12 protein-coding genes and 3 pseudogenes are annotated in these 18,709 nt (G+C 71.2%); 6 read left to right on the top strand and 9 right to left on the bottom strand.

Annotated features, from left to right (window positions below):
• Position 1: 1 nt before the first annotated feature.
• The 3 genes from ACF09C_RS02660 to ACF09C_RS02650 form a co-directional block, all read right to left on the bottom strand.
• On the bottom strand, positions 2-910 hold the full coding sequence (locus tag ACF09C_RS02660) for a sulfite exporter TauE/SafE family protein (protein WP_392087828.1): 909 nt from the start codon (positions 908-910) through the stop codon (positions 2-4).
• Positions 910-1,494, bottom strand: coding sequence for a rhodanese-like domain-containing protein (locus ACF09C_RS02655; RefSeq protein ID WP_392087826.1), 585 nt, complete (start codon positions 1,492-1,494; stop codon positions 910-912). Before ACF09C_RS02655 ends, ACF09C_RS02660 begins: the two co-directional genes overlap by 1 nt.
• 119 nt (positions 1,495-1,613) lie before the next feature.
• Positions 1,614-2,996 (bottom strand): rhodanese-like domain-containing protein, encoded by a 1,383-nt coding sequence (locus ACF09C_RS02650; protein WP_392087824.1) that lies wholly within the window; start codon positions 2,994-2,996, stop codon positions 1,614-1,616.
• A gap of 363 nt (positions 2,997-3,359) precedes the next feature.
• On the opposite strand from ACF09C_RS02650, the gene ACF09C_RS02645 reads away from it, so the two are divergent.
• The 5 genes from ACF09C_RS02645 (at position 3,360) to ACF09C_RS02625 (ending at position 5,999) form a co-directional block, all read left to right on the top strand.
• Positions 3,360-3,626 (top strand): metal-sensitive transcriptional regulator, encoded by a 267-nt coding sequence (locus tag ACF09C_RS02645; protein WP_392087822.1) that lies wholly within the window; start codon positions 3,360-3,362, stop codon positions 3,624-3,626.
• Between the two features lie 279 nt (positions 3,627-3,905).
• Positions 3,906-4,229, top strand: a complete 324-nt coding sequence (locus tag ACF09C_RS02640; protein ID WP_392087820.1) for a hypothetical protein — start codon at positions 3,906-3,908, stop codon at positions 4,227-4,229.
• On the top strand, positions 4,226-4,510 hold the full coding sequence (locus ACF09C_RS02635; protein ID WP_392087818.1) for a hypothetical protein: 285 nt from the start codon (positions 4,226-4,228) through the stop codon (positions 4,508-4,510). The genes ACF09C_RS02640 and ACF09C_RS02635 overlap by 4 nt, the downstream gene beginning before the upstream one ends.
• A gap of 247 nt (positions 4,511-4,757) precedes the next feature.
• Complete coding sequence (locus tag ACF09C_RS02630) at positions 4,758-5,405, top strand: NAD(P)/FAD-dependent oxidoreductase (protein WP_392087815.1); 648 nt, start codon at positions 4,758-4,760, stop codon at positions 5,403-5,405.
• A 57-nt stretch (positions 5,406-5,462) separates the two neighbouring features.
• Complete coding sequence (locus ACF09C_RS02625; protein WP_392087813.1) at positions 5,463-5,999, top strand: NAD(P)/FAD-dependent oxidoreductase; 537 nt, start codon at positions 5,463-5,465, stop codon at positions 5,997-5,999.
• A 17-nt stretch (positions 6,000-6,016) separates the two neighbouring features.
• Here ACF09C_RS02625 and ACF09C_RS02620 read toward each other — a convergent pair.
• Both ACF09C_RS02620 and ACF09C_RS02615 read right to left on the bottom strand, forming a co-directional pair.
• Positions 6,017-10,873, bottom strand: a pseudogene (locus tag ACF09C_RS02620) (DNA repair ATPase).
• A gap of 90 nt (positions 10,874-10,963) precedes the next feature.
• Positions 10,964-12,970: an SPFH domain-containing protein gene (locus ACF09C_RS02615; protein WP_392087810.1), complete on the bottom strand. Its 2,007-nt coding sequence runs from the start codon at positions 12,968-12,970 to the stop codon at positions 10,964-10,966.
• 530 nt (positions 12,971-13,500) lie between these two features.
• Between ACF09C_RS02615 and ACF09C_RS02610 the strand changes: the two genes are divergently transcribed.
• The gene (locus ACF09C_RS02610) at positions 13,501-14,562 is read left to right on the top strand and encodes a PucR family transcriptional regulator (RefSeq protein WP_392087808.1); all 1,062 of its coding nucleotides are present in this window, start codon (positions 13,501-13,503) and stop codon (positions 14,560-14,562) included.
• Between the two features lie 197 nt (positions 14,563-14,759).
• Here ACF09C_RS02610 and ACF09C_RS02605 read toward each other — a convergent pair.
• The 4 genes and pseudogenes from ACF09C_RS02605 to ACF09C_RS02590 form a co-directional block, all read right to left on the bottom strand.
• Positions 14,760-14,921, bottom strand: a pseudogene (locus tag ACF09C_RS02605) (IS5/IS1182 family transposase); the annotation flags it as partial.
• Between the two features lie 346 nt (positions 14,922-15,267).
• Entirely contained in the window at positions 15,268-16,560 is a 1,293-nt protein-coding gene (locus ACF09C_RS02600; RefSeq protein WP_392087805.1) for a cytochrome P450, read from the bottom strand.
• Positions 16,561-16,685: 125 nt separating this feature from the next.
• Positions 16,686-17,570, bottom strand: a complete 885-nt coding sequence (locus ACF09C_RS02595; protein WP_392087803.1) for a geranyl diphosphate 2-C-methyltransferase — start codon at positions 17,568-17,570, stop codon at positions 16,686-16,688.
• A 14-nt stretch (positions 17,571-17,584) separates the two neighbouring features.
• A pseudogene (locus tag ACF09C_RS02590) lies at positions 17,585-18,700 on the bottom strand (family 2 encapsulin nanocompartment cargo protein terpene cyclase); the annotation flags it as partial.
• Positions 18,701-18,709: the final 9 nt, after the last annotated feature.

Here is an 18,709-nt window from a genome sequence, read left to right as displayed (position 1 = left end):
TCTACGTGTGTTCGGCACCGCGGGTGGCGGCCGGCTCGCGGGAGTTCTGGGGTGTCGCGCGGACGCCGGGTGGGCTGCGGCGTGCCTGCCTCGCGGCCCGCGCGATGGCGATGGCCCCGAGGATGCCGAGGGCTGCCCAGGTCGGGGGGCCGGCCCAGAGGGTGTGCGGGAGTTGCCGGCCGAGGACGAAGACCCCCATGACGACCACGAACCAGCCGAACGTCTTGCGCAGGGTGTCCTGGGGGATGCGGCCGGCGAAGTGGCCCCCGATCAGGCTGCCGACGACCGCGGCCGCGGTCACCACCAGTGCGAGGCCCCAGTCGATCTGGACGCCGGACAGGTGGCCGGCGAGTCCGGAGAAGGACTTCATGGTGATGACCAGCAGGGAGGTGCCGACGGCGACGCTCATGGGGAGACCGCCGAGCAGGGCGAGCGCGGGGACGACGAGGAATCCGCCGCCGGAGCCGACCAGGCCGGTGACCGCGCCGACGACGAGTCCCTCGGCGATCACGCGCGTGACGGGCCGCTCGGCGCGGGCGGGCCTGGCCGCCTTCGGTTTGCCGGGCTTGCGGAGCATGGCGGCGGCGGTGGCCAGCATCATCAGCGCGAACGCCACGAGCAGGACGGTGCCGGGTACGTACTCGGCCAGGCGGCCGCCGCCGTAGGCGCCGACCATGCTGACCGCGCCGAAGAGCAGTCCGGTGCGCCAGCGGACCCGGCCCGCGCGGGCGTGCGGGACGAGCCCGACAGCGCTGGTGACGCCGACGACGAACAGCGAGGTGGCGATGGCCTCCTTGGGGTCCATTCCGGCGAGGTAGACCAGGATCGGCACGGTCATGATGGACCCGCCGCCGCCGAGGACGCCCAGGCTGATGCCGATCAGGACCGAGGCCGTCAGGACGAGGGGCATCACGCGTGTTCCCGCAGGGAGGCGAGGACGGTGCGGATGTCGGTGCGCGGGCCGCGGTTGTAGGGCAGCTTGGACAGCAGCATGCCCATCGCACACGTGTTGCTGAGCGCGGCGAAGGTCAGCCCGGCGCCGATGGCGGTGCCGATCAGGTGCGCCCCTGGCACGAACACCCCGACGACGCCGGTGACCAGCACGATGGAACCGGCGGTCAGGCGGACCTGGCGCTCCAGGTCCCAGCGGGCGTCACTGCGGTCGACCGGGGCTCCGGCGGCCTCCCAGGCCATCATGCCGCCGTCCAGGACCGGCAGGTTGGGCAGGCCGGCCTCGGCGAGGGCCTGCTCGGCCTGCGCGGCGCGGGCGCCTGAGCGGCAGACGAGCACCACGTCCTCGTCGAGGTGGGTCAGCAACTCGGCGCGGTGCTCGCGCAGCGTGTCGAGGGGCACGTTGTGGGAGCCGGGGATGCGGGAGGTACGGAACTCGCCCGGGGTACGCACGTCCACTATGCGTGGTCCGGTGCCCTGTGCCAGCAGGCCCGCGAGGGCGGCGGGGGTGAGGGCGGTGCGGGTGGGGTCGTCATGGGCCATGAGAGGGGTGCTCCATCAGCGGGAAGGGCGGGCGGGCGCCCGCGCGTTCGGGGTGTGGCCGGCGGCGCCGGCGCCCGGTCAGGGCCCCGGGACGGCCGGGAGTTCGGGGGGCTCGGACGTCAGCCGGGCGTGTTCAGCAGCTTCCAGGCCGCGTATCCGCCGAGGAGGTCGGACACGTCGGTGAAGCCGCGGTGGCGCAGGAGGCTGGCGGCGATGGAGGAGCGGTGGCCGCCCGCGCAGTGCAGGACCAGCGGCCGGTCGGCCGGGATCTCGTCCAAGCGGCGAGGCAGTTCGCCCAGGGAGATGTGCAGCGCACCGTCGATGAAGCCGTTCTCGCCGCGTTCACCGCAGTTGCGGACGTCGATGACCAGGGGCGGCCGGTCGCCCGCGAGTGCGGTGAGCAGCTGGGCAGCGGTCAGCCGGCCGGCCGGGGTGACCTCCTCGGCCATCGAGGTCAGGGCGTCGTCGGGGCCGCGCAGGTAGCCGGCGACGTGGTCGAAACCGATGCGCGCCAGACGGGTGACGACCTCCTCCTCGCGGTTCTGCGGGGCGAGGACCAGCAGTTCCGTCGCGGGGTCCAGCACGGTGCCCGCCTGCTCGGCGAACCGGCCGTCGGCGGGCACGTTCACCGAGCCACGGAGATGCCCGGCCGCGAACTCCTGCGAGTCGCGGGCGTCGACGACGACCGCGCCGGCCTCACGGCGCTCGGCGAACTCGGCCGCGGTCAGCGGGCGGGGCGCCGCCGCCGGGTCGTAGAGGACGTGTTCGCGCCGGTTGAGGGCGGCGTCGTAGGCGAAGTAGCCGGGAGCTGTGGACTGCCCGGCGGTGACCAGGGCGACGAACTCGGCCTCGTTCATCGGCGCACAGGCGTAGTTCGTGGCCCGCTGTTCGCCGATCGTGGACTGCCTCTTGCTGGAGAGGTTCTTGCCGCAGGCCGACCCCGCACCGTGCGCGGGGAAGACCCGTACCTCGTCCGGCAGGCCCATCAGCTTGCGCTGCACGCTGTCGTGGAGCATCGCGCCGAGTTCGTCGGCCGTCACACCGACCGAGGCGAGCAGGTCGGGCCGGCCCACGTCGCCGATGAACAGCGCGTCCCCGGTCAGCACCCCGTACGGAACCTGGTCCCCGCCGTTCTCGTACACCAGCACGCTGATCGACTCCGGAGTGTGCCCCGGCGTCTCCATGATCTCCAGGGTCGTGCCGCCCAGGCTGATCGTCTCGCCATCGGCGAGCTTGCGGATCGCGTACTCCGTCTCGGCCCGCCGGCCGTAGCCGATCCACGCACCGGTACGTGCAGCCATCTCCAGGTGACCCGCGACGAAGTCGGCGTGGAAGTGGGTGTTGATGACGCCGACCACCCGCAGCCCGCGGGCCTCGGCATCAGTGAGGTACTCCGAGATGTCCCGGCGTGGGTCCACGACCACGGCCTGGCCCGTCGACTCGTCCGCGATCATGTAGGACGCCTGGGAAAGACAGTCGAGGTAGTACTGGGCGAAGAACACGAGAGACCTCCAGCAGGAGCGGGAACATACCCACCCGGGTATGCAGGACGACGCGCGGCGGCACGTGCCACCACCGGACAGGCGGAGAAGTCCGGGACCCCGGAGGGTGGAGGGGTGAGCGGGAGAGGGTGACCCCGGAGGGCAGCCGACACCTCGGACGGAAATACCCCCCGGGGTATTACCTTCTCGACGGTAGGGACGCACTCGCGCCCTGTCAAATACCCCCGTGGGTATTTTCCCGACGAGGTGTGGCGGGGGCGCGGTCGCCGACGCGCCCGTCGTCCAGGGCCACAGCCCACCATCGGCCAGATACCCCCTGGGGTACCATCGAGAAGCGGCACACACGTACTCAGGGAGGTACCGGTGAAGGTCGACGACGACGCGGTCAGTGCAGTCCTCAACCGTCTGCGTCGCGCCCAGGGCCAGCTCGCGGGCGTCATCGCCATGATCGAGGCCGGACGCGACTGCAAGGACGTCGTCACCCAGCTCGCAGCCGTCTCCAGGGCTCTGGACCGCGCGGGCTTCAAGATCGTGGCCAGCGGCATGCGCCAGTGCATGGCCAACGCCGACGAGGATCAGCCCGCCATGACCGAGGAAGAACTCGAGAAGCTGTTCCTCGCCCTCGCCTGACGACCCCCAGGCGGCCCCTTTCGGGGCCGGGCCGCAGTCGTAAGCTCCATTGAGGGGGCGATATGCGTGCCGTGGGGCACCACGGGCACCGCCGCCACGCTCGCGCCGGCCGTGGAGCCGCCGGCGATCGGGGAGCCGTCGCCATGGGCCTCAGCGGACAGCGACGGCGCGCCCCTAACGCCTCATCCGCGTGGGGGAGCACCGTCCCACGGAGTCCCCGTACGCCCCTCCCCGTACAGGGAGGGAGCCCGTACCGTAGAAGCGGAACAAGGAGGCTTCATGGGAGCGTTGCCACACGAGACACCCACCCCGGCGTACGCGAGCCCGTACCGGATCGAGGCACACGAAGGCCCGCAGACCCTGGCCGAACTCCGCGCTGCCCTCGCGGTGATCAACCCCGCCGAACTCGTCGCGTTCAACGCCAGACTCGACGCGGCCACCTTCGGGTTCGAGCAGGCCACCGTCATCACCGAGGCGCGCCATCTGGTCGCCCTGCGGACCCGGCCCGAAGTGCAGGACGCCATCCGGGCCTCGCTCGCCGGAGAGACCGACCTCATGAGCGCCGACGACCTGTGGGCCGAGCTCGACAAGGGCGCCGCGTGACGCGCTGGATCGTCCAGGTGCCCCGACGGCTCTACCCCGAGTTCGCTCACCTGTCTCCCGGCGGCCGCCGGGCCGTCCACGACGCACTGGCCCTCCTCGCAGCAGACCCGCAGTCACCCGCCTCGACGACGGAACCCCTCCAGGCCCTCGAGCTGCGCCGGATCACCACGCAGCCCACCACGGACACCGGCGTCACGATCACGATCCTGTACCGCGTCCACGAGCCCCAGGGCCAGAGCCCCGGACGTGTGGAGATCATCTTCATCCTCGTCGGCCCGTAGACCGTTCAGCACCCCGGCGCCCGCGGCCTCGCACTCCGAGGGCGCCGCCGTGCGTTCGCCGCCTCGCTGACGCTGTGCCTGGTCGGCGCCCCGACGAGGGGTGGTCGCAGGCGGTCGTCCACGGCCCGGCGGGAACAGTCCGCGAGCCTGGTCTAGCGTGGAAGTGAGGCACCGCCCTGCGACAGACACTCCGTCTGGCCGCAGACGGATCCGTCGGGTGGTGTGCCCGATCGGCAGGTGTAGGGCCATGACCAGCACAGTCGGCGTGTCCGGTGCCGGGACCCAGGATTACGACGTGATCGTCGTCGGCGCCCGGTGTGCGGGTGCCCCGGCCGCCCTGCTTCTGGCCCGCCTCGGTCACCGGGTCCTCCTGGTCGACCGGGCGACGTTCCCCAGCGACACCATCTCCACCCACCTGATCCATCCGCCCGGCCTGGCCGCGCTCGAACGCTGGGGACTGCTGGACCGTGTGGTCGGTACGGGCTGCCCCGCCATCGACATCTACGCGTTCGACCTGGGCCCCTTCGTCCTTGCCGGGTCCCCTGCCGGGGAGGGCTTCGACGTCTCCTACGCCCCGCGCCGTACGGTCCTGGACAAGATCCTCGTCGACGCGGCAGCAGAATCGGGCGCCGAGGTCCGTGAGGGATTCACCGTCGAGGAGATCCTCGTCGACGGCGGGACCGTCACCGGCATCCGGGGCCACGACAAGGACGGCGGGACCACCATCGACCGGGCCCGGATCGTCGTGGGTGCCGACGGACTCCACTCGACCGTCGCGAAGGCCACGGCCGCCACCAGCTACGCGGAGAAGCCGAAGATCAACGCGTACTACTACACCTACTGGGCCGGCCTGCCGATGTACGGGCAGTTCGAGGCGTTCGACCGCGAGGACTGAGCCTTCGCCGCATGGCCCACCAACGACGACCTCACGATGGTCATCTCCGCTTGGCCCATGCGCGACTTCGAGGCCAACCGCGGCGACATCGAAGGCAATTACCACGCCACACTGGCCCGCGCTCCTGCCTTCGCCGAGCGCGTCTCGAAGGCCACGCGGGCCGAGCGGTTCGTCGGCATGGCCATCCCGAACTACTTCCGCAAGCCGTTCGGGCCCGGCTGGATCCTCGTCGGAGACGCCGGCTACCTGAAGGACCCCATCACCGCCCAGGGCATCCAGGACGCCTTCCGGGACGCGGAGCGGTGCACCGCAGCGCTCGACGACGTACTCGCCGGCCGCCGCCCCTTCGACGAAGCCATGCGGTCCTGCCAGGAGGCGAGGGACGCCGAAGTCAGGAGCATCTACGAGTTCACGGCGGATTTCGCGACGATGGAACCTCCGCCCCCCGAGATGCAGGAAATGCTCCTCGCGGCGTCCCGCAGCCGCTCGGCACAGGACGAGTTCGCCCGAGTGACAGCCGGCGTGACGCGGCCGGAGGAGTTCTTCGGACATATGCAGGAACGCATGGAGCACCAGGCACCTCACGCTGTCTGACGGGAGGCTTCCGCCGGTCATACCGCGTGTCTTCCTCCGGGGTGGGCGGGCGCGTGTCGCAGGTCCGCCGTCGCACGGCTGATCGCCGTTTCGACGGCTGTGATGCGGTCGGCGAGCAGGCCGAGGGCGGCGACCGCCCGGCCGAGCGCAGCGAGATGGGGGTCCCCCTGGCCGAAGGTTGGGGGAGGGTCCTCTCCGGCGCCGCCGAGTGCTCGCGTGCGCACGTGGGCGGAGGTGACCTCCGCCCAGCGAGCGGCCTGCGAGGGGGTGAGGGTTCCCCGCAGCGCGGCGAGCTTGAGAAGGTTCGCTTCGGCCTCGGTCGTGAGGGTCTGTGCCTCTGCGGTGTAGTGGTCGTCGATGACGGCGGCGAGTTCGGCGTCGTTCATGGCCGGTGAGATACGGGCGACGATCTTGTTCATGTTGCGGTACGAGCCCTGGAGACGGAAGGGCGGTTCGGTTCGGGCGTCGTCGGACTGGGCCGCGGACGCCATGTAGGCCGCGTTGACCGCGAGGACCGTCGCGCGGGCGGTCAGCAGGTGGCGCAGGACGGCGAGGACGCGGTCGAGTTCGGCGGGGGCGTAGGGGTGGGTGAGCCGGTCGCGCCGCGCGGTCGGGTCGCCCGCGGCCAGCCGGGTCAGGAGCTCCAGGTCGGTGCGGTCCCGCCCGGCGAGCGGGGCGAGGTCCGGGTGGGAGGTGAGGGCGTTCTCGACGAAGCTCAGCGCGAAGGCGTCCCCCCTGCCGGTCAGCACGTCGCCGAGGTTCCACACGTCGGCACGGTTGGCGAGCATGTCGGGCAGGCGGAAGCGCTGCCCGGTCTCGGTGTAGGGGTTGCCGGCCATGCAGACGGCGAATCGCTTGCCGCGCAGGTCGTGGCCGCCCAGGGTCCGGGTGGCGTCGCAGAGCGGGATGAACTTCTGCAGGAACTCCGGCGCGGTGTGCTGGATGTCGTCCAGGTACAGCAGGACGTTGTTGCCGCCGCGAGCGCGAAGGCGATCTTCTCCAGCTCCCGGCGGGCGGCGGCGTCGGGCGCTTCGGCGGGGTCCAGGGAGTGCGTGTTCTGGCCGAGGGCGGGACCGTCGACCTTGACGAGCAGCAGGCCGAGGCGGTCGGCGACGTACTCGATCAGTGTGGTCTTGCCGTAGCCGGGCGGGGAGAGGAGCAGCAGCAGGCCGTGGGTGTCGGTCCGCGTCGCGTCGCCGGCCGCACCGAGCTGCTTGGCGAGGTTGTCGCCGATGAGGGGGAGGTAGACCTCGTCGACGAGGCGATTGCGGACGAAGGACGACACGACCCGAGGACGGTACTCGTCCACGCGCAGCCGCGCGCTCGGCCGCGACGAGCTTCGCCCGCTGCCGCTGGTAGTCGCGGAACGCGGGCAGGTCCGCATCGGCGAAGGCCCGCGTCCTGGCCAGGTACTCGTCGAGGCGCAGCTGCATCACGCCTCCTGCTACGCGGGGATGGGCGCCGAGGAGTCCGGTGGCCGTGGCTGTGGTCGGGGCACCCACCTCGTACCGGTCGAGATCCGGGCTGAGTTCGACGGCGACGGCCTCGGTCAGGACGTCCTCGTCGATCTGCTCGGCGGAGGCCGACGCGTACGAGGTGATCCATGCCTCGACGAGCTGGCGTCGCGCGTCCCGCGTAGTGAGACCGGCGAGGGTCTCGTCGTACGCGGAGTCGACGACGGCGCCGCGGAACTCGTGCAGCAGTGCGCGCGCCTGGGCGGAGACGGCGAAGCCCGGCGGACCGGAGGCCAGCTCCGCGACGAGATACTCGGCTGCGGTCGCGTCGCCGAGTATCCCGGCCAGCTCCCGCTCGAGTCCGTCCAGCGCTGAGGCCGAACCGAAGAGGTCACGGGCCTGCGCGAGTGAGACCGCGCGTCGGGTCCACTCCTCCCGTGCTTCGGCGGTGGCCGAGCGGTCCCAGAAGGTCTGGGCGGCCGCGCGGGCCTTCGCCGGGTACCTGAGGAGTCCGGCCCCCTCGCGCAGCTTGAGCACCGTCTCCAGGATCGCCGCCGCGTCGTGGTCGTGGACGCCGCGCTCGTAGCCCTCGTCGTAGGCGGCCTCGGCCGCCCGTCGCGCGAGCTCGACGAGGTCCGCGCCGGCCAGGCCGTCCGGGCCGTGTGCGGCGAGCAGGCGGGCGGCCAGGTGCTCCGCACGGTAGACCTCGTGCGACTCGGAGGGCAGCGCCCGGTTCCAGTACGGCCGGGTCGCGGCGAACTCCGGGTCGATGACCGGGGCACGGTAGTCCGTTCCCGTCAGGGCGAAGGCGAGGGTGTCCTCGTACGGTACGAGCGTGAGTTCAGAGGCCTGCCTGTTGACGGCGAAGCGGTGCCTGCCGAGCCGGATGGTGTCACCGTCGTCGGAGAACAGATCGGTACGGTCCCGCAGCGCACGGTCGGCTTCCTGGCGGGCGGCTCCGAGCCTGCCGTCCAGCTCCTCCGCCCGTACGTGGTCCCCGAGTTCGCGGAGTCGCGCCGCGAGGTGCCGGACCTTGGCGACCATGGGGTCGGAGGCGAAGTAGGTGTGGACCGCGTCGCGGTCGCCCAGGGTGGACGCGCGTCGGGCGATCACCGCCAGGACCCGGCCCGCGGAGTCGGAGAGCCGCTCCGCGCGGCGGGCGCGCGCGTCCTGCAGGGACTGTTTGCGCGCCGTGAAGGCGTCGTGGATCTCGGTCCGCCTGTCGCCGATGTCGGCGACGAATCCGTCGTGTTCGGCGAAGCGGGAATCCAGGTTCTCCAACTGCAGCAGCAGGTGGCCGAGCTGGTCCTCGCAGCGGTCCGGGGTGTCCGCGGCCGCGAGAGCACCGGTGACGGCCTGACTCAGCAGGGCCAGCTCCGCGGCGAACTCCGCCCTGCCCTCCTGGTCGAGGAGTTCGGCGCGCCGGGACGTCAGGACGGCGCGGGCGCGGTTGAGGGAGCCGAGGACTTCACCGATCCGCTGCAGGATGGAGGTGCGTACGGTCGCGTCACCGATGTCGAGGCCTGCGATGATCTCGCTGAGTGTCCGGAGCCCGAGGGTGTGCTCGTCGAGCCGGTTGCCGACGGGGCCCGCCCCGGCGACGGTGGTCAGCTCCCCGGCCTCCGCGGCGAGTGTCTCCGCCTCCCGGTGGTGGACGGTGAAGGCGTCCTCGCGCCGGAGGAACGCGACGGCCCGCTGCGCGGCCGAGGCGATGTCGCCCTCGACGTCGGCGGCGAGCGCGTCGATGCTCTCCGTGTCGGCGTACCGCATCTCGCTCAGCGTCACCAGGCGCCCTTGCGCCTGACGCAGTTCGGTGATCCGGCCTATCCACTCCTCGGCCGAGGCGGGCGCCTCGCCCCGGATGCGCCGGACAAGCCGGGTCACCTGCTGGGCGGACTCGGCCAGCGCGTCGCTCGCCTGCCGGGTGAGTGCGGTCACGGCCTCGAACTCGACGAGGACCTGCGCGGCGGTGCCCCGCAACTCGGCGAGCGCACCCCGCAGGTCGCCCGTATCCGGGTCGCCCAGCCAGTGGTGAACGTCATGGGCACGCTCGCACGCGGCGACCAGCGACTCGTACACCGCGCCGGCGGGCGTCAGCTCGACGGCCTGCCGGGCGATGGCGAGGCAGTCGGAGATACCCCGGACGAGGTCCGCGTTGCCGACCCGGGCCAGCGGCCCCTCGCCACGCGGCGCCACATGGGTGTCCGCCACGTACGGCGTCCGCCAGATCTGCGCCGGGTGCGCGCGGCTGGGCTGCCCGTCCTCGGCGCGCAGCACGACCATCGTCCCGTCGTCGAGGAGTGCGTACCCGTGGCAGGAAAGGGGGGTGGCGACCTCTTGGCGGATTCGGTTGTACGGCAGGAGCAGGCTTCGGCCGGACTCCTGGGCGTGGAAGACGAAGAGGATGTCCTCGCCGTTGGGGGAGCGGATCGCCCGCTCGAACGTCAGCTCCGCCGCGTCCACGTCGAAGGTCCTCACCGCTCCGGAGGCGAGACAGTAGCCGCCGGGGAACAGGACCCCCTGGTCGTCCGGCAGCCGCAGACATGCCTGTCCGATGCCGTCGAGTCTGACCACGGTTTCGGTCAGGGTGTTGAAGACGAGGTGGCGTCGGGTCTCTTCCTTGTACGGGCGGACGCGTACGACGATCAGCGCGCCCACCGTCGCGTACGCGACCTCCGCGTCGGCCAGGGACTGCAGCGGCTCGTCGACCGGCTCGCTGTGGACGCCTTCGCCGGTTTCGGTGTCGTTCTCCGTCTTCATCGTCAACGCCCCACCGGCCGTGGAGACGAAGAGCCGGCCGTCGAGCGAGACATGCGGGTGCCGGCCCAGCACGTGGTCGTCGCGGGTCGTCTCGACCCACTCGACGTCCTGGGAGGGCGGGGAGATGTGATCGCGCTCGCCCTGGGCGTCGAGGAAACGTGTCTCGCCCGTTCGCCCGACGGACCAGCGGAGGACGCGGAGGTCGTCGGCCTGCACTCCCGTCTGGAAAACCGCGAGGAGACGGCCTTCCAGGCGGCGTAGCCGCAGCAGGCGTGTCCCGCGGAAGTACCGGTGCAGGCCGGTGAACTCCCGTACGAAGTCCGGGTCGTCCAGAAGGCCGGGCACCGCGCCCTCGGGCAGTGGGTTCAGCTCGCGGTCGTACAGGCCGAAGACATCGGAGACGGAGGTCTCGGCCCGGTCCGACGATGTCGTCCGGCGGCCGAAGAGCAGGACGTCGTCCCCGACGGCGACGATGTCCCGGGCCAGGCCGTTGCTCTCGGTGCGGATGCGGTCGGTGGCCGCGAGGGTCAGCTCGCCCGAACCGAACTCCGTGATCCGCGCCTGGTTGAGGGCCTCGGCGCGCCGGGCCAGCTCACCGGACTGCGCGACGAGGCGGTCGCACAACACCGCGTACGTGTCCTGGTCGATTCCGGCGCTCATGTCGTTCGCTCCCCTGTTCCGTGATGGTTGCGGAGCCGGTGCCGCCAACCCCCGTGTGCCGGCACCGGCCCTGCCGTGACCGCTGGGCGGTCAGCTCCTGGCGGCGCCGTTCAGCGGCGTCTCGGCACCCGCGGGGGCGCCTGCGTCCAGGACCCCGGACTTCATGACCTTCGCCAGGAGCGCGGACACACTGAGGTTCTGCACGTCGGCGGTGGACAGCGAGCCCAGCACCTTGGTCAGGTCCTCCGTGAAGGACCCGTCCCCGCTCAGCCACGGACCGGCGAGCGTCCGCGCGGTCTGCGAGTGCTCGACGAAGCCGTCGACGGACTTGCCGAGCGCGATCGACTGGACAAGACGGTCGAGGAAGACGGACTCGCCGCCGACGATGTTGATGTCGGCGTTCTCCAGGCCGGTCGCGAGAACGGTGGCCTGTGCCTCGGCGACCTGCCGCTGGACGTCGAGCCCGGCGAGCCGGATGTCCTTCTCGGCCTCCAGGCGGAGCCGGTACTCCTCGTGTGTACGGGAGGCCTCGTCGAGCGCGGCCATGGCGGCCGCCTTCTCGGTCAGACCGGCTGCCTCGGCCTTGAGCTTCTCCCCGATGGCGGTCGCTTCGGCCAGCGCCTTCTCCCGGGTGCCGGCGGCCTCCGCGCGCAGCCGTGCCTCGGTGGCCCCGGCCTCGGCCCGCCCGGCCTTCTCGATGGCGTCCGCCTCCTTCTCCCGAACCTGCACGGCCGCGAGCCCTTCGGCGGCGGCCTCCGCCTGGATGCCCTCGGCAAGTCGGATCTTCGCGCGGGCGTCCATGTCCGCTGCCTTGTGCCGGGCCTCCGCGAGCGTGAGTTCCTCGGCGGCGCGGTGGACCGCGGCCTGCTCGGCGGCCTCCGCGGCCTTGATGTCCTTGACCAACTTCTCCTGTGCCTCGGCCTCCGCCGCGATGATCACGGCCTGCCGCTCGCGCTCGGCCTCCTCGACGGCCCGCAGCCGCTTGATCGACTCCTCCTGCTCGGCGACCGTACGGTCCACGGCGATCCGCTCCCGGACCACTTCGGCGATCTCCCGGCGCTCGGCCTCGACCTCCTTGTCGGCGGAGATACGGGTCAGTTCGGTCTCCCGGTCCCGGGCGATGACTTCGAGCAGCCGGTCCTTCTCGATCCGCTCGTTCTCGATCGCGATGACCCGCTCGCGGTTCTTCTGCGCGACCGCGACCTCGCGGGCCTGGTTCTCACGCTGGATGCCCAGCTGCTCCTCGGTCCTGAGAAAGGCGCTCTGCGCGCGCAGCCGCTCCTCCTCCACGACCCGCGCGGTCTCGGCCTCCTCCCGGGCGCGTACGGTGTCGATCTCGCGCTTCTGCTTGATCTCGGCATCGGCCTGGCGCCGCTCCAGCTCCAGAATGGCCTCGCGGGCGTCGACGTTCTGACGGGTGATCTCCTTCTGCTCGTGCTGACGGAACTCGTTGGTGCGGACGTTCTCGACGGCCGTCAGCTCCGTGATCTTGCGGATGCCCTGGGCGTCGAGGATGTTGCCGGGGTCGAGATGGGTGAGCGGGGTCTGCTCCAGGTGGTCGATGGCCGCGTCCTCCAGGCTGTACCCGTTGAGGTCGATGCCGATCAGCTCGATGATCTTGAAGCGCAGCTCCTCGCGCTTGGTGTACAGGTCGGTGAAGTCCATCTGCTTGCCGACGGTCTTCAACGCCTCGGAGAACTTGGCGTTGAACAGCTCCTGCAGCGTCTCCTTGTCACTGGCGCGAGCGGTTCCGATGGCCTGGGCGACCTTGATGACGTCCTCGACCGTCTTGTTCACGCGCACGAAGAACGAGATGCGGATGTCGGCGCGGATGTTGTCCCGGCAGATGAGCCCGTCGCGGCCGGTCCGGCTGATCTCGATCGTCTTCACCGAGATGTCCATGAGCTCGGCCTTGTGCAGGACCGGCAGGACGACCTGTCCGGTGAAGGTGACATCGACCTTTCGCATCTTGGAGACGATCAGGGCCTTGCCCTGCTCCACCTTCCGGAAGAGCCGGGTGACGGCGAAGAGCAGAGCGACGCAGATGAGCAGGACAACGGCGATCAGCACGCCGATGCCCGGGGTGATGGCATTCATGGAAAACCCCGTTGTGGATGGGAGAAAGGGGGAGTCGCGCGCGGGAGCGCGTTGTTCTGGGTCCTCGGCGCCCCTCGGGTGGCGCGTGCCCGGTCGGCCTATCGGCCTCGTCGTTCGGGAACGGCCGAGGGGCACGGCGCGGCGCCGGCCGGGCAGTCCCGTTCGGGCGGACCCGTCACCACCGCGAAGTCCTGTGAGAGCGGCCCTGGTTCCGGTTCGTCGGGGACCAGTGCCGCCGGAGGCGGGACCGGTCGCGACGTCACCGGCCGGGAAGGACGCGGGAACCGCAGGGACTGCCCCATTCGGTCCTCCCACGAAGTCTCGATGTCTTCGGGGTCCAGGCAGCTTCGCGCCGCGCGTGGCCCCTAGCGGGACCATCCTGACGGAGTGAGGGCCTGTTCGGCATTGCCGGAAACCGGCAGTCCTTGACGTGTTCTTGATGCCTGGTTGCGGACCTTGGTGTGCGACATGCAAGTCTTGAACGGCGCGTCAGGAACTCATCAGGGACGCGTCAGGATGCGGGGAGGGTCATGGCGGAGCGAGAGATCGACGAGCAGTATCTGGACGGGTATGCCGAGATCCTGTCCAGCGTCTGCACGACGCATCGCGGGCTCACGCGCGACGAGAGGGAGACGCTGCGGTCCCGGGGGGAGCGAGCCGCGGAGGACGGTATCGGACTACGGCGCCTCATCCGGGCCCATCTGACCGCCGCGCAGAGTGTCCACCTCGCTCTGCCGCCGGCAGCCGCCGTCCATCTGCTGAGCGCGGTCGAGCAGGCGGTGGACTCCTTCGCCGAAGGCCACGAGCGGGCACAGCGCTTGGCGATGCGTCAGGAAGAGGCAGCCAGAAGGGAGTTCATCGATGATCTCCTGTACGGGCGCAGCGACCTCGGAAGGCTGGCCGAACGAGCCGAGCGCTTCGGGCTGCTCCTTTCCCACGCCCACGCCGTGGCCGTGGCGCAGGGCCCGGAGCCGTACGGCGACGGCTACGCGGTCACCCGCACCGTCGAGTCCGCCCTCGTCGCGCGCTTCGGCAACCGCCGCATCCTGCTCACCACCAAGGACGGCCGGCTGATATGCGTCGCGCCGGCCGACGAACCCGAGGTGCTGACCTACTTCGCGAAGCAGGCGTACGCCGCCACCGACGGCGGCCAGGTCGCCATCGGACGATCGCATCCCGGCGCCGGCGGCGTCGTCCACTCCTACGAAGAAGCACTCAACGCCCTCGCCCTCGCCACCCGCATGGACCTCAACGAGCCGGTCCTGCACGCCGCCGACCTGCTCGTCTATCCCGTCCTCACCCGGGATCGGCAGGCCATGGCGGACCTCGTACGCAGCGTCCTGGGCCCGCTCCGGCAGGCCCGCGGCGGCGCGCAGCCGCTCCTGGACACCCTCTCCGCGTACTTCGACACCGGCTGCGTCACCGCCCAGGCAGCCCGCCGCCTCAACCTGAGCGTGCGGGCGATGACCTACCGCCTCGACCGCATCCACCGCCTGACGGGCGCCGACCCCGGCGACCCTGTCCAGCGCTACACCCTCCAGACCGCCGTCGTCGGCGCCCGCCTCCTGGGCTGGCCGGGTCAGGAACTGTAGGGGGCGGAGACATCCACCGTGTCAGGTCAGGACCGTGCTGACTACGCTGCTGGAGATGCGGCAGCTGTGACAGATCGGATGGGTCCACGCGCCCGTCAGCCTCGGGCTCGGGGTCAGTTGCCGGCACTTCCAGCGATGCTCCAGCCGACGAACAGCACGATCGGCATACCGATGAGGGCGGCTGCCCACCACCAGCTGGCTCCGGACAGTTCCCATGCCTTGCATTCATTGCGGTTGCCGGGCACGTGCCGGCCGCCGGAGACGGCAAGGCGTGAGTCGGCGTCGATGACGACCTGGTGGTTGGTCGAGTAGCGGTAGTTCTTGGACCGTGTCGGCACCAGGGCGCCGTCCAGGATCAGACAGCACCTGCGGGACGACACCGGCTCGGCGAATCCGGCGGGGGAGCCCCGCGACGCCTGGCGGTTCGCGGCGGCCAGAGGCTTTCCGGGGTCCACGAACTCCTCGCCGCGTACCTGGTGGTGGTCAGGGGAGTCGACCACGGGCCCCGCCAGGCCCTGGCCACGTTTCAGACCGCACGGAGCCGTGAGCCGATCGGGGAACAGGCCGAAGGGGACGGGGATCAGGTCCCGGCGGAGGCCCCCGAGCGGGTCGGCTGCCCCGCCGCCCGGGTCCGTCGGGCGCTCCGCCCGCCTCGCCCAAGGCGTAGACGCTCTCGTCGCGTCGTCCGCTGGTCCGCCCCCGTGCCTACCCCAGCGTCGCGAGGGCCGGGCCGTCGGGTCGCACGGTGATGCCGTACGTGGCCTCGGTCGGCGCCGAGATGAAGCGCGGTACGGGGGCGGACAGGAGGTGATCGAGGAGGACGGTCGATTCACGCAGCGCGAACTGAAGACCCAGGCACGCCCGCGGCCCGATGCCGAACGGGAGGTAGCTCCCGGGGTGGCCGGGGCGGCGTCCAGGGGTGGTGAAGCGCCCCGGGTCGAACCGTTCCGGGTCCTCCCAGAGGCCGGGGTCCCGGTGGGTGAGATAGGGGCAGACCAGGACGTCGGTTCCGGCCTCGATCCGGTGGCCGGCGAGGACGTCGTCCTCCGCGGCGGAGCGCGGCAGCATCCAGGCGGGCGGGTAGAGCCGCAGCGTCTCGTGGACGAGCGCCTGGACGGCCTGGCGCCGTTCGGGAGAGCCCTCGGCTCCCGCGGCGAGAGCCCGCTCCCGCGCCCCCGGGTCCTGGTCCAGGAGGAGGTGAAGCCACGTCAGGGTGGTGGCGGTCGTCTCGTGGCCGGCCACGAGGAGGGTGACCAACTCGTCACGGATCAGCCGGTCGCTGTACGCGGGGAGCGTTCCGGCCGCCTCGACCAGGACGTGCAGCAGGCCCGGGCCGTCGGGCGGCACCGTGTCCTCGTCCCGGACGGCGGCGATGGCCCGGCTTGCCACGGCGTCGATCCGCGCCAGGTCGTCGGCGACGACCCCTCGGGCGGCGGCGCCGTCGGAGGGGAGGCTTGGCAGCGCGGCCACCACGGTGGGCACGGCGTCGAGTTCACGCTCCGTCAGGGGGTCGAGTGGGTGTCCCGTCAGGGCGCGCCAGATGGTGTCCAGGGCGAAACGGCGCATCTCCTCGCCGACGTCGAACACCTCTCCCGTACGGGCGTACGCGACCCAGCGCGCCGCGGCGGTCCGGGCGGCCTCGTCGATCCGCTGCTCGTAGCGCCGCATTCCCCTGCCGGTGAACTGCGCCTGCAGCACCTTCCGTTGCCGCTGCCAGTCCTCGCCCGTCGCGGCCAGCACGCCGTCGCCGATCAGCAGTCGCGCGCGGTGCGAGCGCTTCACGTACCGATCGGGACGGAGCGCGAGCACGTGCTGAACGGCCTCCGGGGCGGTCACCAGGACGGTCGGTCGCGGACCGAGCCGGAACAGGGCGATGCCGCCGAGCCGTTCGCGTGCCATGGCGAGCAGGTCGACGAGTTCCCCTCCGTCGTCCTGCCACCTCCGGACCAGGGTGGGGTCCAGTTCGGGGACGGTGCCAAGGCGGGCGGTCTTGTCCACGGGATGCTCCTGTTCGACGGCTGTACGTCGGCACGGGTACGAACGGCGCAGCACGCACTGTAGGAGAGCGGGTGCGGTGGACGACAGACCGCCACGCCCGCTCTCCGTCAGACGGACACGTCGGGTCAGACGCGGTCCGCCGCGATCAGCACGTACTGGAACGAACCGTCCTTGTACGAGTTGATGAACGCCTCCTCGATCCCGGTGACCAGGGACGACGTGGCCCGCAGCTCCCAGTAGGGGAGGGTCGCCGGCGTCAGGTCGACGATGGCCTGCGGTACGAGCCGGTTGTCGGCCATGGCGCGCAGGTACTCCCGGCGGGAGTGGATGTTGCACTCGAAGTGCGCGTTGATCTGGGAGACCCACTTCGAGGGCTGGCCGTAACGCGGGTTCCAGCAGCCGGTGATGGTCACGTAGCGGCCGCCGACCTCCAGGACGCGGGAGTGCTCCGCGAAGAGGTCGTGCAGGTCGACGTACATGCTCGACTCGTTGTTCCACGAGGCCGCCGCCTGCCCCGTCTCGAAGGGCGTGTCGAGCATGTTGCACACCCGGGCGTGGACGGAGTCCTCGATGCCGAGTTCACGGGCCCGCTGGTTGGCGAAATCGGCCTGCGTGGCCGAGAGGGTGACGCCCTCGACCTTGCAGCCGAACCGCTGGTGGGCCATGACCATCGAACCGCCCCGGCCGCAGCCGGCGTCCACGAGCGTGTCGTCGGGACCGACGGAGCCGAGGTGGTCCAGGAGGACGTCCGTCTGCGCCGACTCCAGGCGGTGCAGTTCGGCGATCAGCTTCTTCTCGTAGGCGCTGTCCTCGACGTCTCCGAGGGCGGCGTGGTCCACGTCGCCGATGCCGTAGTGGTGGTGGTAGAGCCCGTCGACGTCGCCGAGCCGCAGGTTCACGGGCCTGGCCTCGTTGTTCCAGTAACGGGCGATGTCTCCCTGATAGGGCGTCGCCGGGGCCGGGATGAAGGCCGTGGTGCCGCTGACGGTCGGGAGCTGGGTGTTCGTCATGTATCGATCCGTTCTTACCAGAAATCGGGCAGGCTGTATCGGAAGGTGTTGGTCTGGTGCCAGTAGTGGTTGCCGTCCACCCACGCGGCCATGCCGTGCAGGAAGCGCAGGACGTTCGGGACGGGACAGGCGGCGGCCAGATCGGCGGCCGCGTCCTCGAAGGCGTGCATGAGGTCGTTGTGGACCTCGACCGCCTTCAGATAGGCGTCGCGCTCCGAGAGCTGCTCGCGCTCGGCGATCACCACGGGCAGATTCAGGTGCCGGCCGGGGCTGTTGAGCTCCTTGGTGTAGGAGTACAGGTCGTTGACGATGGTGGTCGCATTGCCGGCCAACGCGATGACCCGCTGCATGGCGGGCTGCGCGTGCAGGTCGGTCGGCAGCTCGTAGCCGCCGACGGTGTCGGTGATCGTGGGGCAGGGGCGGAAGTTGTTGAACTGCCGCATCGCCAGGTACTCCCACACCTCGGGGACGTGGTCCGTCTCGGACCAGGCGGCCTCGGCGAGGTACCCCAGGTGCAGCCGGGCCATGTCGTGCCGGAACCGGTCGGCCTGGGAGGGCGTGGACTGCTGGACGAAGTACTCCATGGCGGAGCGGTACGCGCGGCGCGGGGCGTCCGCGTGCAGCGACTCGGCCCACCCCGGCTGGTAGTCCGCCGTCGTGTGGAGCGGGTCGAGGGCGGTGTGGGCGAGCAGGAGGCGGCCGCCGAGGCCGATGGGGGAGCCTCCGTGGTCCTCGCAGTAGCAGTCGTCGACCGCGTTCTCGGCGACCATCAGCCGGGTGGCGATCATCAGGTGGTCGACGGTCGGCGCGTCCGGATGGCAGGCGACCATGTAGCGCCCGACGGAGAAGCCGTCGAACTGGCCCTCCCACTCCTCGGGGAACAGCTCGACCTCCTCCACCGCCCAGTCCTTGATCCGGCGGCTGACCTCCTCCACACGCACCGGGTCGGGCTCCTCGACCGGGTGGTGGTAGAGACCGGGGATCGGGCGACCCGCGGTCGCCGCGGCCGCTTCCGCCGGCTCCTCGGGGGCCGACGGTGCCGGGGGCGCCGCGGGCTCCTCGCGTCGGACCGGAAAGAGGCTCGACGTGCCCAGACCGGTGGGGCCGCGCAGGATCCGTTCCAGCGGGGACAGGGCAGG

It is taken from the genome of Streptomyces sp. NPDC014870, assembly GCF_043081505.1.
Classification (GTDB): domain Bacteria; phylum Actinomycetota; class Actinomycetes; order Streptomycetales; family Streptomycetaceae; genus Streptomyces.
The sequence above is the reverse complement of the archived record's forward strand: the minus strand, read 5'-3'. Positions and strand labels throughout refer to the sequence as shown.

Coding starts and splice junctions, on each gene's coding strand:
- ACF09C_RS02660 (WP_392087828.1), bottom strand. CDS start 910: ATGCCCCTCGTCCTGACGGCCTCGGTCCTGATCGGCATCAGCCTGGGC.
- ACF09C_RS02655 (WP_392087826.1), bottom strand. CDS start 1,494: ATGGCCCATGACGACCCCACCCGCACCGCCCTCACCCCCGCCGCCCTC.
- ACF09C_RS02640 (WP_392087820.1), top strand. CDS start 3,906: ATGGGAGCGTTGCCACACGAGACACCCACCCCGGCGTACGCGAGCCCG.
- ACF09C_RS02630 (WP_392087815.1), top strand. CDS start 4,758: ATGACCAGCACAGTCGGCGTGTCCGGTGCCGGGACCCAGGATTACGAC.
- ACF09C_RS02625 (WP_392087813.1), top strand. CDS start 5,463: ATGCGCGACTTCGAGGCCAACCGCGGCGACATCGAAGGCAATTACCAC.
- ACF09C_RS02615 (WP_392087810.1), bottom strand. CDS start 12,970: ATGAATGCCATCACCCCGGGCATCGGCGTGCTGATCGCCGTTGTCCTG.
- ACF09C_RS02610 (WP_392087808.1), top strand. CDS start 13,501: ATGGCGGAGCGAGAGATCGACGAGCAGTATCTGGACGGGTATGCCGAG.
- ACF09C_RS02595 (WP_392087803.1), bottom strand. CDS start 17,570: ATGACGAACACCCAGCTCCCGACCGTCAGCGGCACCACGGCCTTCATC.